At 69.7% G+C, this 16,221-nt stretch carries 10 protein-coding genes; 2 read left to right on the top strand and 8 right to left on the bottom strand.

The window, feature by feature from the left end; all coding sequences use genetic code 11:
- Nucleotides 1–36: 36 nt before the first annotated feature.
- From FHS29_RS25260 to rfbA, 4 genes are all read right to left on the bottom strand, one after another.
- Complete coding sequence (locus FHS29_RS25260; protein WP_184694553.1) at nt 37–936, bottom strand: methyltransferase domain-containing protein; 900 nt, start codon at nt 934–936, stop codon at nt 37–39.
- Nucleotides 933–2,471, bottom strand: a complete 1,539-nt coding sequence (locus FHS29_RS25255) for an aromatic amino acid ammonia-lyase (protein ID WP_184694551.1) — start codon at nt 2,469–2,471, stop codon at nt 933–935. Before FHS29_RS25255 ends, FHS29_RS25260 begins: the two co-directional genes overlap by 4 nt.
- The gene (locus FHS29_RS25250; RefSeq protein WP_184694549.1) at nt 2,468–3,601 is read right to left on the bottom strand and encodes an AMP-binding protein; all 1,134 of its coding nucleotides are present in this window, start codon (nt 3,599–3,601) and stop codon (nt 2,468–2,470) included. The genes FHS29_RS25255 and FHS29_RS25250 overlap by 4 nt, the downstream gene beginning before the upstream one ends.
- 70 nt (nt 3,602–3,671) lie before the next feature.
- Entirely contained in the window at nt 3,672–4,544 is an 873-nt protein-coding gene (gene rfbA / locus FHS29_RS25245) for a glucose-1-phosphate thymidylyltransferase RfbA (protein ID WP_184694547.1), read from the bottom strand.
- 557 nt (nt 4,545–5,101) lie between these two features.
- Here rfbA and FHS29_RS25240 point away from each other — a divergent pair.
- Nucleotides 5,102–6,643, top strand: a complete 1,542-nt coding sequence (locus FHS29_RS25240; RefSeq protein ID WP_184694545.1) for a 4-hydroxyphenylacetate 3-hydroxylase family protein — start codon at nt 5,102–5,104, stop codon at nt 6,641–6,643.
- Between the two features lie 90 nt (nt 6,644–6,733).
- Here FHS29_RS25240 and FHS29_RS25235 read toward each other — a convergent pair whose 3' ends face one another.
- Nucleotides 6,734–7,393 carry an LmbU family transcriptional regulator gene (locus FHS29_RS25235; protein WP_184694543.1) on the bottom strand — a complete coding sequence of 220 codons (660 nt, stop codon included), beginning with the start codon at nt 7,391–7,393 and terminating at the stop codon, nt 6,734–6,736.
- A gap of 672 nt (nt 7,394–8,065) precedes the next feature.
- Nucleotides 8,066–8,779, bottom strand: coding sequence for a helix-turn-helix domain-containing protein (locus tag FHS29_RS25230; RefSeq protein WP_246440838.1), 714 nt, complete (start codon nt 8,777–8,779; stop codon nt 8,066–8,068).
- Nucleotides 8,780–10,215: 1,436 nt separating this feature from the next.
- On the opposite strand from FHS29_RS25230, the gene FHS29_RS37805 reads away from it, so the two are divergent.
- Nucleotides 10,216–10,680, top strand: a complete 465-nt coding sequence (locus FHS29_RS37805; RefSeq protein WP_184694539.1) for an STAS domain-containing protein — start codon at nt 10,216–10,218, stop codon at nt 10,678–10,680.
- Nucleotides 10,681–10,823: 143 nt separating this feature from the next.
- Here FHS29_RS37805 and FHS29_RS25220 read toward each other — a convergent pair whose 3' ends face one another.
- Together FHS29_RS25220 and FHS29_RS25215 are read right to left on the bottom strand one after the other, a co-directional pair.
- Nucleotides 10,824–11,333: a FixH family protein gene (locus FHS29_RS25220; RefSeq protein ID WP_184694537.1), complete on the bottom strand. Its 510-nt coding sequence runs from the start codon at nt 11,331–11,333 to the stop codon at nt 10,824–10,826.
- Nucleotides 11,330–15,922, bottom strand: coding sequence for a hypothetical protein (locus tag FHS29_RS25215; protein WP_184694535.1), 4,593 nt, complete (start codon nt 15,920–15,922; stop codon nt 11,330–11,332). The genes FHS29_RS25220 and FHS29_RS25215 overlap by 4 nt, the downstream gene beginning before the upstream one ends.
- Between the last annotated feature and the right edge of the window lie 299 nt (nt 15,923–16,221).

The following is a 16,221-nucleotide window of genomic DNA, read 5'->3' as shown; positions in this document are numbered from 1 at the left end:
GGGAAGGCCACCTCCAGGGCGCCGAGCCGGACCCCGCTACTTACCCCGGTGCGCCGTGACGATGACGGCTCCCTCGGTCTGCTCCTCGCTGTGGTGCTCGTCCCAGTCGATGCCCTCGCCCATCTCGAGGATCTCCGCCATGTCCTCGGGCAGGTCACCGTGCTCCGCCCGGTACTCCTGCAGACCCTCGAAGATCTTCGAGAACGTGTACTTGGTGTGCTCGGTGATGTCGACCATGTCGTCGAGCTCCAGCCCGGCCACCCGGCAGTAGTCCGAGTACCGCTCGGCCACCGTCGGCGGCCCGGCGCACCAGGTCGCCGCCACCACCGCGAGGATGTAGGCCTGCTCCTCGTCCTCCAGCGCCGCGCCGCGCAGCACCTCGTCGGTGAGCACCACCCGGCCACCGGGCCGCAGCACCCGGGCGACCTCCTTCAGCACCACGGCCCGGTCGGGCATGTGCCCCATCGACCCGAGCGCGAACACGGCGTCGAAGGACTCGTCCTCGAACGGCAGTGCCATGGCGTCGGCGACCTGGAAGGAGACGATGTCCGCCAGCCCGGCCGCCGCGGCCGTTTCCCCGGCCCGCGCGACGTCCTTCCGGCTGACCGAGACCCCGACGACCTCGGCGCCGGTCCGCTCGGCGAGGCGCACCGCGGGGCGGCCGATGCCGCAGCCCAGGTCCAGGACCCGCGCGCCGGCTCCGACACCGAGCTCGTCGATGACGAGATCGGTCAGCCGCGTGGTCGCCTCCTCGAACCCGGCGTCGTCGTCCGGGCCGGTCCAGTACCCGAAGTGCATGTTGCCGCGGTAGATCGCGGTGAGCACCTCGTGGTTGCGGTCGAAGTACTCGCCGACCTCGTCCGCCATCGGCGCGACGATCGGCTGCACGCTCTCGTTGAAGGCACGGGCGGTGTCCCGCAGTCCTTGGGTGCTCATCCGAAGTCCCTCCCGTGTCCCTCGTCGCCGAGCAGTTCGTCCGCGTGCCGGGACAGCAGGTCGCGGGCAGCGCGCACCTCGGCGGCCAACGGGCGGTCGGCGTCCAGCGGCGGGGAGATCTCGGCCAGTTCCGCCCAGACCCCCGGGCCCGGCGCGGGGTGACCGGTCATGGCCGCGAGTTGGGCGACGCCCAGCGCCAGGGAGCCCACGGTCAGCCAGCCGAGCTCCAGCGCCTCGGAGACCGAGTTGGCCCCGTTGAGCGCCATCGGCACGTGGTCCTGGTTCCAGCCGTTGGTGGGCAGGGTGGTCAGCGAGGCGGGGAACACCAGCTGCCGGATCCGCGAGACGAACGAGGTCGCGCTGATCTGCACCCCCGCCAGCCCGGCGCCGCGGCCGGCGCGCGGGGTGAGCATTGGCGGCAGGTCGCCGTTGGTCACCGGGCTGACCAGCAGGCCCAGCTGGCGCTCGGCGAGGTAGGCGGCCATGTGCATGGCCAGGCCGATCTGGTCGGACGCGAAACCCACCGGCATGGCGTGGAAGTTGCCACCGTGGAGCAGCTCGCCCTCGTAGGTGATCGGGTTGTCCTGGCAGCCGTCGATCTCCCGCGCGAGCAGGTCGCCCGCGCCGTCGAGCTGGTCGAGCACCGCGCCGAGGACCTGCGGCGCGCACCGGAGGCTGTACGGCTCCTGGAGCGGGCGGCTGCTGTCGCGGACCATGCCGTGCGGAAGCCCTTGCCGGATCCACTCGGCCGCGGTCAGCTGGCCGACCTGGCCGCGGGCGACGCCGTGTCCCACCTCGTAGTGCTCGGGGTTGGCGCCCAGCAGGGTCGCCAGCCGCGAGGTGAGCGCGGCGCAGGCGCGGACGAGCCGCACCGCGGACTGGTGGTTGAGCACCGCCACCGCGAGGCTCGCGCCGGTGCCGTTGACGAACGCGAGCGCTTCGCGCACCGGCCAGTCGAACGGCTCCGCGCCCAGCGCGGCGAGCGCGTCCTTCGACGGCTGGGTGGACCACCGGCCGTCGGCGTCGCGGGTCCACGCCTCGCCGAACCCGGTGAAGGTGAGCGCGGCGTGCGCCAGCGGCTGGAGGTCACCGCTCGCGCTGACCGTGCCGTGCCGCGGGATGGCCGGGGTGAACCCCTTGTTCCAGAGGTCGGCGAGCTTCTGCCAGAACACCGGCGAGACCGCCGAGTACCCCTTGCGCATGTTCTGGATGCGCAGCCAGAGGATCAGCCGCGACACCTCCGGGGCGAGCGGTGCGCCCTGGCCGGTGCCCAGGTGCGAGATGAGCGAGCCGCCCTGCTCCAGTTCGGAGTCGGCGCCGTACAGCACCAGCGGACCGAAACCCTGGGTGAGGCCGTAGATGGGCTTGTCGGCCTTGAGGTACTCCTCGATGGTCCGCGCGCTCGCGTCCATCCGGACGATGTCCTCGTCGGTGCACGAGTCGAGGCTGGCGCCCCACCCGGTGCTCCGGACGATCCGGGCCAGGTACTTCCTGCTCGTCAGCTGGCCGGCCTGACGTTCGACAACCTGCGTCACCCTGTCACAACCTCCGCGTTGTCTGTTTCTGGAGCCCGACCTTGTCGCAGTTTCCCCAGTGCGGATCGGTGGATCCGGGGCACCGCCCGAACGCTCTTCGGGCGGACGCCCAGCTGCGCGAACGCCGCTGACAGGTCTAGGTCGGACAGCTCGGTGCCGTCGTTCGGCACGATGAGGAGTTCGACGTGTTCGCCGATCATCTGATCGGAGATCGGCACGAGGGCGAGGTCGGCGCAGGCCAGCACGGCGCGCAGCGAGTACTCGGCCTCGTCGAGGTTGATCCGGCGGCCGTTCACCTTGACCAGCCGCCCGGTGCGGCCGGTCAGCCGGAAGGTCCGGTGGTCCAGCGGCCGGATCCGGTCGTCGGCCTCCCAAGTGGACAGTGGGGGCTGCCCGGGTTTGAACGCCAGACGGGGACTGGTGACCACGAGCGGCACCTCGTCGTCCTCCGTGCCGGACCCGGCGGCTGCCGGACCGGCGAAGGAGACGTCCGGGAACAGGGTCCACGCCGGGGGCGCGCCCTCCCGCCAGCACCGGGACGCGATGCCACCGGCCTCCGTGGACCCCAGCACCTCCACGATCCGCGCGCGGCCCGGGCCCGCCTCCCGCAGGAACTCCCCGGCCGTGGCCGGCAGCATGGCGCTGCCGTACAGCACGGTGACGTGCTCCAGCCCGCGCACCCAGTCCAGGTGCTGGAGCAGCAGGGTGAAGATCCACGGCGTCGCCACGACCACGACCCGGCCCCGTCCGACATCCGGCATGGCACCGAAGAAGGTCGAGCGGTACCAGGCCGGCACCCCGAGCCGGGCCGGCACGAGCACGCTCGCCAGCGCACCGTAGATGTGCGTCGGCGGGGCGAAGCACACCGCCGCCTCCGGCTCGTCCGGCGCGACCAGGTCGGCCAGCATCCCCGCTTCCAGCCAGAGGTTCTCCCTCAGCCGCCGCCAGCTCCGGCTGGGGCCGGTGCTGCCCGAGGTGTGGAAGTCGACCGTCGGCGGGGTGCCGGACCACAGCTCCGCGGCGGCCGGCCCCTCCGCGTCCCACCGCACCGACCAGGCGCTCCCGGTGACCTCGGGTGCGGCGAAGCCGAGTTCCAAGAGCCTTTCCGGGCTCAACTCCGCATAGCCCACCGGCACTCCTTTCCCGTCCGCGAACCAACCTGACAGCGCCGGGCGTCCCGCCGGCGGGATCCCGCTCCGGTCACCCCAGCGACTGTGCGATCTGCATGAGGTACTGGCCGTACTCGGAGTTCTTCATCCCCGCGCCGAGCCGGTGGCAGGCGTCGGCGTCGATGTAGCCCATGCGCAGGGCGATCTCCTCCAGGCAGGCCACGCGCACGCCTTGGCGCTTCTCGATGACCTGCACGTACTGGCTGGCGGCCAGCAGCGAGTCGTGCGTCCCCGCGTCGAACCAGGTGAACCCGCGGCCCAGCCGGAACAGGCTCGCCCGACCCTGCTTCAGATACTGCAGGTTGACGTCGGTGATCTCCAGTTCACCGCGCGCCGACGGCGCCAGGTCACGGGCTATCTCCACCGCGTCGGAATCGTAGAAGTAGAGCCCGGTGATCGCATTGTCCGAGCGCGGCCTGAGCGGTTTCTCCTCGATCGAGACGAGAACGCCCCGGGCATCGGTCTCACCGATCCCGTAACGCTCGGGATCGGAGACCGGGTATCCGAAGAGAACGCACCCGTCGAGCCGCTCGCGGGACGCGCGAAGAATACGCGGGAAGCCGGCACCGTGGTAGATGTTGTCGCCGAGGATCAGCGCGGACGGACCACCGCCGATGTGGTCGGCGCCGATCAGCAGCGCCTCGGCGATGCCGCGCGGTTCCGCCTGCTCGGCGTAGGAGATGTCGAGCCCGAGCTGCGATCCGTCGGACAGCAGGTTCCGCAGCGCGGGCAGGCTGGCCGGCGTCGAGATCACCAGGATCTCCCGGATCCCGGCCAGCATGAGCACCGACAGCGGGTAGTACACCATCGGCTTGTCGTAGATCGCCAGCAGTTGTTTCGACGTCGACTTCGTGAGCGGGTACAACCGCGTACCGCTACCCCCGGCGAGAATAATCCCCTTCATAACCCGACCCGTTCGTTGCTGCCGTGGAACACGCAGGATGACTGGTCACGATGGGTCCACAATCGAAGGAAGAACCCCAGACCATTGGTCGATGTGCTTTTACCGTACACCGGCCAGGACATTGTGGCACCGATCCCCGGACGGCGAACCGGGATCACCGGAGTGATCTCGGCGGGACAGGTTCCGGTGCCGGGCTTGGCAGTGCCGGCCGAACCCGCTCGGACCGGCGCACCGGTCCGCGCAATCACCGGGCGCGAGCAAGGAGAAGACGGATGCGGAACTGCCCGACGGGACTCGGCGAAAGCGACCTGCCGCTGAATTGTATTTCACCGTAGGCCGCGGGAAGATCGCCGGGCAACACGCCGCTCGCGCCGATGCGTCGTCCCGCCGGCGGGACGACGCACCACTCCCCCCGAGTGCGGTGCCACCGCTGCCACGGGCGTCCGCCCGAACGGCGGTTCCCTCGCCCGACCGGGCCTCCAGCCACACCAGCACCGCGATCGACGCCACCGGGTGGAGATCGGCCTATCAGTCTTCGCGAGGGAGGATCAGCGGAAATGACCATCACGTCACCTGCGCCGGCGGGCCGGCTCAACGACGTCCGTCCGATGACGGGCGAGGAGTACCTGGAATCACTGCGCGACGGCCGAGAGGTCTACATCTACGGCGAACGGGTCGAGGACGTCACCACGCACCCCGCCTTCCGCAACAGCGTGCGGTCCATCGCGCGGCTCTACGACGTGCTGCACGAGCCGGAGGCCGAAGGCGTGCTCCGCGTGCCCACCGACACCGGCAACGGCGGGTTCACCCACCCGTTCTTCAAGACCGCCCGCTCCTCGGAGGACCTGGTCGCCGCCCGCGACGCGATCGTCGGCTGGCAGCGGCTGGTGTACGGGTGGATGGGCCGCACCCCGGACTACAAGGCCGCGTTCTTCGGCACGCTCGACGCCAACGCCGAGTTCTACGGGCCGTTCGAGGACAACGCCCGGCGCTGGTACCGGGAAGCCCAGGAGCGGGTCCTCTACTTCAACCACGCGATCGTGCACCCGCCGGTCGACCGGGACCGGCCCGCCGACCGGACCGCCGACATCTGCGTGCACGTGGAGGAGGAGACCGACAACGGGCTCATCGTCTCCGGCGCCAAGGTGGTCGCGACCGGATCCGCGATGACCAACTCGAACCTCATCGCGCACTACGGCCTTCCGGTGCGGGACAAGAAGTTCGGCCTGGTCTTCACGGTCCCGATGAACTCGCCCGGGCTCAAGCTCATCTGCCGCACCTCCTACGAGCTGACGGCCGCGAAGCAGGGCACGCCCTTCGACTACCCGCTGTCGAGCCGGTTCGACGAGAACGACTCGATCATGATCTTCGACCGGGTGCTCGTGCCCTGGGAGAACGTGTTCATGTACGACGCGGGGGCGGCCAACTCCTTCGCCAACAAGTCCGGCTTCCTCAACCGCTTCACCTTCCACGGCTGCACCCGCCTGGCGGTCAAGCTGGACTTCATCGCCGGCTGCGTGATGAAGGCGGTCGAGGTCACCGGCACCACCCACTTCCGCGGCGTGCAGGCACAGGTCGGCGAGGTGCTCAACTGGCGGGACGTGTTCTGGGGGCTGTCCGACGCGATGGCCAAGTCACCGGAACCGTGGGTGGGCGGGTCGGTGCAGCCCAACCTGAACTACGGGTTGGCGTACCGCACCTTCATGGGCGTGGGCTACCCGCGCATCAAGGAGATCATCCAGCAGACGCTGGGCAGCGGGCTGATCTACCTGAACTCCTCCGCCGACGACTGGAAGAACCCCGACGTCCGCCCGTACCTCGACCGCTACCTGCGCGGCTCCCGCGACATCCAGGCGATCGACCGGGTCAAGCTGCTCAAGCTGCTGTGGGACGCGGTCGGCACCGAGTTCGCCGGACGGCACGAGCTATACGAGCGCAACTACGGCGGTGACCACGAGGGCATCCGCGTGCAGACGCTGCAGGCGTACCAGGCGAACGGCCAGGCCGCCGCGCTCAAGGGGTTCGCCGAGCAGTGCATGTCCGACTACGACCTCGACGGCTGGACGAGGCCCGACCTGCTCAACCCGGGCCAAGCCTGAAAGACGCGAAGGATGTGGTGGCCCCGGTGGGGCCGCCACATCCTTCGCGGAACTCGTCCCGTGACGCTCAGCCGGTGTTCCAGTGCTGCCTCATGCGTCCTGCGGCTGCAGTTCGAGCTCCCGCTTCGCAGCGGCGTCGAGGGCGGTCATCACCCACTGCTCGTACCGCTTGCTCGACCGGCGGGCGGCCTCGCGCCACTGCTCGATCTGCTCGTGGTCCACGCTGAGCTTGAGCAGCGCCACGCCGGCCGTCCCGGGAACCTGGCCGTTGTTCTCGGCCAGCCGGCGGTGGTTCCGCAGCTGGTTCCTGGACCAGTTGTTCTGCTCGGCGCGGTCGAGCCACCTGTCCTGCTCGTCCGGCGGCAGCGCGGCGACCTCGGCGTGGTGCTGGAAGCTCAGCTTCTCGTGCCGCCGCCACAACTCGAACCGCCGGGCCACCCAGGCGTAGTTCCGCAGGGTCTGGTATTCGAGCCCGGCCATCTCCACCGCTTGGCGGTACCGGTCGACGTAGTTGCTCTGCCCGTAGATGAGCCAGTCGCCGAGACACCACACCGAGGAGTCGGCGATCCGGGAGAGCTGCACGCCGGCCCGCTCCCAGGTGTCGAAGTTCAGCGAATCCGGAATGCGGAGCCCGACGCGCGTGGTGAGGATTCTGCTGTTCGAGGCACTGTCCACCCGCTGGCCGGGCACACCGCTCCGGGGGTGTCCGACCGACGCCCTGTCGTTCTGCCGCAACTCGTTCAGTGCCACGTCTCGCTAACCTCTCCTGCTACGTCAGATGTAGTACCGGCCGACTGTCGAAGAAGACTTTCCATCCTGTGCGATCCGGCCGGAGGAGCTCGATTGGTTGCGGGCGCGGTCGAACCGCACCCGGGATCAGCCCACGGTTCATCGGCCCATCCGGCGCACCGGATGAACACGAGAACCACTCACCGGAATACCTGCATCAGCCCGCGGCGCAGACCACCTGGCGCGTCCGGCGCGCATTCCCGCAGCGGTCCCCGGACGACCGGGTGCCGCGAGAGCCGGACACGACGAACAGGGCGGTGGTCAGGGACGAGTCCGGCGGCACGTCCAGTTGCCGCCGGTGCTGCTGCCCGCCACGTCCAGAGAATTAACCCGTAACCGCCCCTGCGAAGACGAGGAGCGGCACAGGACAGATAAATCCAACAGTCCGACGGTCATGCGCCACACGTGCCTGAACCACCCAGCGGCACCGCCGCGCACAACCCGGACACCCCAGTGCTCATCCGGCGAACCGGGTGAGGTACAAACAGAACTCGGTCCTACCAGCGCAGGCCCGACAGGTCACCGGCAGACCGGGTGACGACCTGCCTTCGCATCGAGCCAAGTGTCTGCCGCATTGTCTGCCCCCAGGCGATCCGGCATCCGTGCCCTTCACGTGTGGTCACGAGGAGAAATCTAGTCACCGCCGTGGCTGCCAGTCTTGGACAAAATCGTCGCACCGGTTCCGGTCGCGTTGTCGTCCGCACTCGCGCGCTCCTGCCGGAACTGGCTGATCGAGCGGCCGGCCAGCGCGGTGAACTCACGGCTCAGGTGTGCCTGGTCGTAGTACCCGCAAGCGGCGGCCACCTCGGCCGCCGGCCGGTCGGCGACCAGCAGCTGCAGCGCCCGCTCGAAGCGCAGCACCCGGGCGGCGGCCTTGGGGGGCAGCCCGATCTGCTCGCGGAACCGGCGCTCCAGCTGGCGCTGGCTCCACCCGGTGGCGCTGACCAGTTCCGCGATGGGGATGGTGCCGCTCGTGCGGACCAGGAGGTACCAGGCCGTCTGCACCTGGTGGGAGCACGACCTCATCGACCGCCACCGGCTCAACTCGACGTCGAGCAGGCCGAACCGCTCCGTCCAGCTCGCCGCGGCGCCGAGCTTCGCGGCCAGTCCGCCCAGCCGGTCGCACAGCAGCTCTTCCGCCGGGATCACGGTGTTCGTCAGCTTGTCCATCGACCTGCCGAGAAGAGAGAACGCCGCCCAGGGTTCGAGCACCACCTCGATGCCGTGCAGATGCCCGCTGCGCTCGACGTGGACCGCTCGTGTCCGCAGACCGGAAACACGGGAGCCCGGGGAAGCCACGGGTTCGGACCCGTCCGCCGGAGCGGTGCACCCGAACAGCACGACCATTGTCGTCACCGCGGCCGCCACTTCCAGGTGACGCTGCGGGGCAGGAAATTCTCTGCGAAACCCCAGATATCCCCGTACCCCCGGCCGGAGCCGGGCCGCCGGGGTGGCGGTCACCGACTCCCAGGTATTCGGCAGACAGCAGAAGTCCCCCATTTAAGCATCCCCCAATGCTCATCGGTAGCACGTACACCGGTGTGTGGCGCACCGCACTTGTCCGGGCCAGATAGTACACGTTCGGGCACTTGTCGGAGTCTTTCGGACAAACGGTCCCGAAGACAGGAGAACACCCTTCATCCGCTCATCCGCCTGCGTCCGCAGAGACGTTCCACTCGGAGTGTTGTCTACCCTGAGTGATCAAGACTCTCACCCATCCGGCGGATCATCGCAGGGTACGAAAGCCGCGCTTGGCGCATGATGGTCGGATCACCGGACCAGCCTGTCACTTTCCGTCACCGGGTTGGGGTGCACGTCACCCACCTGCAGTCATGTCCGCCATGAGTCGCCGAGCCAGGATGTGTTCTCGGTCATCACCGAACCACTTAGCCCGAACAGCGAAGCTGGTCCGAAGCAAACGGCCTAACGTCACCGGAAAATGTGATCGTCACGCTCGGCGACGACGTTGTCGGCGACCGCCGGCGTCCGACGACCCGGCCCGTTCCACGCGCGCCGAGGTGCATCGAACCGGTCGACGGGCCGGCACGCGGCGCAATCCGATGACGTTTTTCGGCCAGTCTGGAAATTTACTCGTCGCAGATGTTTCAAACCAACGTGAGGCGTTCGCGGTAGCCCGACCACGGATTCCGAACATGCTTGCCGCACGCTCTCGATCACTTGGCTCACGCTGGCCACTGGAGGGTTCACCGGCACTGTCCACTGGGTACCCGCCGAGCTGGTCGAGCACTACTTGGACGCCGAGCGCGGCACCGACCGGCTGGACGCGGAGCTGCGGCAGGTCACCGATCGCTGCGGGCAAAACCGTGACAACGGTTCCGAAGATGCCGCCCTGCCACGGCGAGCCTGGCCGATGACGTGGAGCCGCCTCGGAACCGGATCTCGCCGAGGCGAACGGGCTGCCCACGGGTCGTGGCGGCCAGGGCGCGCGGTGCGGATCGGAGCGAGTCACACTGCGCGCTCCAATCCGCACCGCGCTACCAGGCCGGAGCGCGCGCGCTGGTTGTTCAACACACCGCGTCGAACCTGGCCGGACCACCCGAAGGACGGTCCTGCCGTGCTCTGCGCAGAATCCGGCGGGTCTGACATACCCCGCCCGCGCACGCTTTACACGGCGGATGTTCGTCGGTTCGGGTGCAGTGGCGCCTCGACGTGGTGGCGCGCGACCCGCCGGTGCGTCCCGGGATGCGGGTCAGAGCGTCCTCGAACGCACCGGAGGAGGACTCTTCGAGCGGCACACCGGTAGTGGCTTCTGCCTGCGAAAGGTGGAAGGTTCGGTACAAGGCGGCAGCTTCGGCTGCATCGCCACCGTCTGTAAACCGAATCTGGGAGGCCGTGTGTCGACCGGTCAGGAGCAGCAAGGCCAGCAGGACGAACCGTTGCGGATACGACGCGAGCGGCGAGGCGACGTGATCGTCGTGAGTATGTCCGGCGACGTGGATGCGGCCACGGCGCCGGTAGTGCGCGAACAACTGGCCGCGGCGTTCGCCGAGGCCGCGGCGGACGGCAAAGTCCCGGTGGTGGCCGACCTGACCGCGGTCGACTTCTTCGCCTCGGCCGGTATGGCGCTGCTGGTGGAGTACCACCAGCTCGGTGTCCGTCAAGGCACTCCACTGCGTGTGGTGGCCCCCGCGCGCAGCCCGCTACGGGCGTTGCGGGCCGCCACCCTCGATCGACTGCTGCGGCTGTACCCGAGCCTTCCCGAGGCGATCGCCGACACCTCCTCCTGAGGGCGCCGGACGATTCACCGGACCGGAGCCGGCCATCCCGCTCACCCGTCACGGCTTGCGCGAGCACCCTCCGGACGCCGGTCGGCCCGCGTCCTCCTCGTCCGAGGACGAGGAGGACGCGGGACCTACCGCGCACGCGGGACCTACTGGGGACTGACCGACTGCACGTCGATCCGCCGGTCGGCCTTCGCCGCCATCGGCTGCTTCACCTCCACGGTCACGTTGTACTCGCCGACCATGTCCACGTTCGCCTGCCCCTGGTACACCCCCGGACGCCCGGCCACCTCCGCCATCACGATGGGACCCTGCCGGTGCATCATCGGCATCGCCACCATGTCGGTGTAGGCCACCACCTGCCCCTTGGTGATCGGGTCGTACGAACCGGGGGCGCTCACCTGCGCCTCGATCGCCACCTTGAGGTTGCCCAGGTGCTCGGCGGTGATGTCGATCGACGCCTGGACCGGGCCGCCGGCCTGCTGCGTGGGCGTGGGTGTGCCCGCCGCCGCGAGCGGGGCCGTGGGCCGGGTCGCGACGAACGCCACCATGCCCAGCACCAAGGCCAGCGTGACCCCGATGCACAGTCCCAGCACCGCGCCCCGCCAGAACTGGCTCCGGTCCGTGCCGGCGGGCCGGCTGCCCCTGCCGCCGGTCACCGCGACCTCCGCCGCTCGACCACGGCCGACCGGTTGGGCATCCGGGCGTCGGGCAGCCTCGCCGGACCGCCCGGCACCGACGCGGGCCCCACCGGGTGGTCCGGCAGCGGGATCAGCCCGGCCTGCCGGGCCCCGTGCACCCGGAACAGGCCCCACTGCCCACCCGTCAGGTGTCGGGACAGGGTGTTGGACCGGTAGAGGTAGTCGCCCGGCACCGCACGACGTCCGCCCGCGCCGCCGATCACCGCCGGGTCGAGCACGACGTCGTAGACCACGCCGGGGTTGAACTGCCCCTGGTTGGCCGCCAGCTGGGACTGCGGGTCCAGGGGCGCGCGGCGCCAGAGGTGGCCGTGCAGGGCGAAACTCGTCGACCGGGAGTCGCCCACGGCCTGCGCCACCCGGAACACCGTCTTGTCGCCCGCGTACGCCTGGAACAGCGGCGTGGACGGGTCTCCGTGCACCGCGGAACTGAAGATCTCGGTGATGTTCCGGTTGTGGGCGAAGCGGTGCGACCACGGCTCGTTGCGGTAGTTGACGGAGAACTCCCCTTGGTCCTCCGGGTCGTCGGCCTCCCGGCCGGGTGTCGTGACCAGGTCGAAGTTGTCCGGCACCGGTTGCCCGTCGGACCGGAACAGCGACAGGTCGCTGTTGAGCAGCACGATGTTCTCCCGGAAGTCCGGCTGGGTCGGGTGCGTGATCACCGCCTGCGCGCCGCTGGTCAGCGGCTGCCCGGTGGCCGGGTGGAGGTAGGAGGACCCGGCCGGTTCGATGACCAGCGCCCCGTACAGCCCGTGGTGCAGGTGGTTCTGCACGTCCCCGCGGTCCTCCAGCAGCGCCATTCCGGTGAGGTCCTGCGGCAGGTACCACCGGTAGGTGAGCTGACCGCCGGGCGCCACCGTGCTGTCCGGGTTGCCGCCGATGTTGGACCCCGCCGACGCCTCGGCGTGGTCGACCAGCTGCGGACGCAGCGACACCCTGGCGCCCACCGGGAACGGCTGGAAGCCCGGCACGTTCGCCTCGTTGCGCGGCGGCTGGTCCAGGCACGCCGGGTAGGTCAGCACACCCTGCTTGAAGCCGAGCTGCCCCGGTTCGATCGCCTCGTGGCAGTGCGGTTGCATCTTCGCCGGGTCGAGCTGGTTCTTCAGCGTCACCTCGACGCAGTCGCCCGAGTTGCCGCGGATCACCAGCGGCTCGGCCGCCTTCGTGCCCGCGCGGATCGCGGGGACGTCCGCTTCGAGCGCGTACATCAGGCCGTTCGGGTCGTGGTCGCCCGCCTGGTTGTAGCGGATGTCGTGGTTGATCGCCGCCACCGTGAACTGCTTCACCGGCGCGGTCGACGGACAGGGGTCCGGGAAGTCGGCGAGAGCGGGCTTCGGTTGCTCGGCGGCGAGGCGTTGCGGGCACTCACCGCCCGGGTTGTCCGCCAGGGCGCGCAGGTTCCAGCCCGACTTGGGCGGTTTGCGGCAGCCGGACGCCTCCAGCGTGCCCCACGTGCCCAGGAACCAGTCGTCCGCTCCCGTGTAGTGGTACATGTACTCCCGGAACAGCGAGGGGTGCTGGTAGTCGGCGAGCACGTCGTTCAGCGGCACCTCCGCCTCGAACGACTCCAGCATCCCTATGTGCTGTGCCTGGACGACGTTCGACTCGGCGTCGCGCGGTTCGTGCTTCCACCGGAACCGGTCGAGGGTGAACCCGTGCGATTCCTCCTGGGAGAGCTGGAAGAGCCGGAACTTGACCAGGTCGCCCGCGTTCGCCCGCAGCCGTGGTGTGTAGGGCACCTGGTGCGCGCCGATGTCGAACAGGTTGGCCGGGTCGGAGCCGCGCCGGTGCTCGAACGGCTCCAGCCGGTAGTTGATGCCCATCACCCCCTGGTCGTCGGTGCTGGACGGGAACTTCGCCGGGAAGATCGGCACGCCCTCGGGGGTGACGAACTGGTCGTCGTTGGTCGAGTTCGGGTCGTTCGGCCGGAACATCGGCACGTGGTCCTCGACGAACATCGAGAAGTTGCGGTAGTCCCGGCCGTCGGTGGGGTTGCCCCGGTAGTCCGTGGTCGGTTGGCACTCCAGGTCGAAGACGGTACCCACCTTGGGCACGCCGATGGGGTCGGACGTCCTGGGGTAGCCCGCCGTGCAGCCGGGCGGGTGGATGCTCGCCCCGCCGAACAGGCCGTTGTCCTGGTGCACGTTGGGGAAGAAGTGGTCGTGGAACGAGTTGGTCGACGTGTTCTCGTGCACGAAGTTGCGGTAGGTGATGGTCTGGCCGGTGTCGGCGCCCTGGTCGTAGTTCCACCCGTTGGCCGCGCCGTCCGAGGACAGCACGTCGAACTGGACCATGTGCTGGTGCAGGCCGACCTCGTTGGTCACCTGCGCCCGGTCGAACACCGTGCCGCCGAACTGCTCCGGCAGCTCGTTGGTCAGGTTGTACACGACGCAGTCGCCGACGTTCAGGATGGGTGCGAACGGCTCGGGTTTCAGCCCGCTCAGCACCGCCTGTTTGTCCTCTTGCAACACGTACACCCGTGACTGCGGGTTCCGCCAGCCGAGGTCGGGGTGGTAGGGCTGGCTGATCTCCACGGCCGCGACGTCGAAGGTCTTCGTCGGCCGCCCGGCCGGGCACGGGTCCTGGAAGAACCCGCCGGCGACCTGTGCGTTCGGGTCGGCCGCCGCCTTCTCCAGCGCGGTGGGCGGGAACGTGCCCGCGGCGGACCGGCTGGACACGCCCAGCGGTGGCTTGGGGGCCTTGTAGCCGAACGCGCCCGGCACGAAGTGCGGGTAGCCCGGCGCGGCCGCGGCCGGGTTCGGCGGGTCCTGCCTGCCCGCCGCCGCGGGCTGGTAGTCGAAGTCCTCCAGCGGCAGCAGCGCCGGGATCGGCGTGCCGTCGGGGTTGGTGCGGGTGCCCGTCTCCCGCTTGTCCAGGGTGCGGTTGAGCCCCCACATGCCGGTGGCGAAGTGCGGGTACAGGTGGCAGTGGAAGATGATGTCGCCGAAGGTGGCCGGCTTGTCCAGGTGTCCCGAGCCGGCGCCGCCCTGGGCCACCAGCCCGTAGTGCGCGCCCGGCGAAACGGCCTGCACGTCCAGCAGGTTGGTGGTCGTGGTGCGGTGGGCCGGGTTGCTGACCGCGGCCAGGCCGCCCTCGTCCTTCGGGTCGAACGGCCAGCGGTTGACGTGCCAGTGGAAGGTGTGGGTCTCGAACTCGGCCGGGTGCAGCAGCCGGATCTGCATCGGCTCACCCCGGTAGTTGGCGAACACCAGGTCACCGCCGCCGGGATCGCCGTAGGCCCACGAGGACAGCGAGGTCTCCTCGCCGATGCAGGCCGCCGCGTCGAAGCCCTGCCCGCCGCGCACCGCGGCCGGGCAGTCGACCTCCTCGCGGTTGAACCCCGGCTCGGAGCGGTAGTTGAACGCGAACCACTCCAGCTTCACCGGCACCTCGTCGTTGACCAGCGCGTCGGCGTCCCCGCCGCCCAGCCCGGGCAGCGTGCCCTCGGTGAGCTTGGCCAGCTGCGCCGCGGTGGGCTCGACGCACTCGTTGCCGCCTTCGTCGTCCTCGGACCCGTTGCGGCACAAGCGGGTCAGGATGCCCGGCTCGGCCTCCACCTCGTCGTGCATGAACAGCACGTGCTCGCGGAAGTCGGGCAGGTTCGGCTGCTTGACGACCGCGCGGGTGCCGGACGACAGCGGACCGCCGGTGCGCTGGTCCACCCAGGTGGCGCCGGGCGGCTCGACCACGATGGCGCCGAACGCGCCGAACGAGTGCGAGCCGATGAAGCGCACCGAGCCGTCGTTGTCGACCGGGCGGGTCTGCTGGGACGAGAAGTCCGCGCCGTCCTTGAACTGGAACTCGCCCTCGGCCTGCGCGAACAGCCGGTAGGTCGTGCTCTGGCCGGGAGCGGCGGTGGAGTCGGGGTTGTTGCCGACCACCGTGCCGTCCGAACCGGTCACGTCGTAGTCCAGGCCGTCGAAGTGCATGGACGCGTGCGGCGCGGTGGCGGGGTCGAAGTCGTTGTCCGGCCGGGTCGCGGCGGGCGCGAACTCGCGCGGGTTCGGGGTGTGCGCGCCGGGTGCGCGCAGCGTCTCGCCCGGCAGCGTGAAGATCGAGGCGTCGCGGTTGAACGAGGGCGCCGGTTCGTTGAGCCGGTTGGTGAATCGGACCTCGACGCAGTCGCCCTGGTTCACCCGCACCGCCAGCGGTTCGATCAGGTCGTTCTCGTCGGCCCGTGACGGGTCGGCGGCGTTGGCGAAGTTCGCGCGGACGGTGGCGATGTTCTCGTCCAGCACGTACATGCGCCCCTCGGGCACCACGTCGCCGAAGCGGTTGAGGAAGATCGGGACGTTGATCAGCGACACGGCGAACGCCTTCGGCGTCTGGCCGGTCGCGCACGGGTTCCCGGGAGCCGCGGGCAACCGTTCCGCGGTCGCCTCACCCACCAGCCACATGGACACGCCGGCGGCGGCGACCCAGAGACCGACGGCCACGCCCAGCAGCGCTTTCAGCAGCGGGCGTGGCCGTCGTCTGACCCGGACGAGCATGACCAGCACGACGGCCAGTGTCACGACCACCGTGCTGAGATCCGTGAACGCAGCGTTCATCGAAGCCCCCTCATCATCCGTCAGCTCGCGGCATGGGTGATGGCCGGCACGACCGCCCGTCTATTCCTCGTGACGGGTAATTGCTTGGCGCGCCTGGTGATTCGGCTCGATCCCCCACGGATTGACGCTGACCCCCTAAGCCATGCTGGCCAGAATGTGAGGGATGTGTCAAGAACCAGGCGAGTGCGGAAGATCGGCGTGATCACGGCGCGCTCGACCGGCGGCGCGGGCGTCGAAACGCCCGTCTCGCACGAGGTCGCACGCGGACTCCTTCGGCCGGCGCAACACGCGATCACCGA

It is taken from the genome of Saccharothrix tamanrassetensis (assembly GCF_014203665.1).
GTDB classification, from domain to species: Bacteria; Actinomycetota; Actinomycetes; order Mycobacteriales; family Pseudonocardiaceae; genus Actinosynnema; species Actinosynnema tamanrassetense.
The sequence above is the reverse complement of the archived record's forward strand: the minus strand, read 5'-3'. Positions and strand labels throughout refer to the sequence as shown.

What these genes read in the sequence shown, in the direction of transcription:
- FHS29_RS25260 (WP_184694553.1), bottom strand. Translation starts at nt 936, where the DNA reads ATGAGCACCCAAGGACTGCGGGACACCGCCCGTGCCTTCAACGAGAGC.
- rfbA (WP_184694547.1), bottom strand. Translation starts at nt 4,544, where the DNA reads ATGAAGGGGATTATTCTCGCCGGGGGTAGCGGTACGCGGTTGTACCCG.
- FHS29_RS25240 (WP_184694545.1), top strand. Translation starts at nt 5,102, where the DNA reads ATGACCATCACGTCACCTGCGCCGGCGGGCCGGCTCAACGACGTCCGT.
- FHS29_RS25230 (WP_246440838.1), bottom strand. Translation starts at nt 8,779, where the DNA reads ATGGTCGTGCTGTTCGGGTGCACCGCTCCGGCGGACGGGTCCGAACCC.
- FHS29_RS25215 (WP_184694535.1), bottom strand. Translation starts at nt 15,922, where the DNA reads ATGAACGCTGCGTTCACGGATCTCAGCACGGTGGTCGTGACACTGGCC.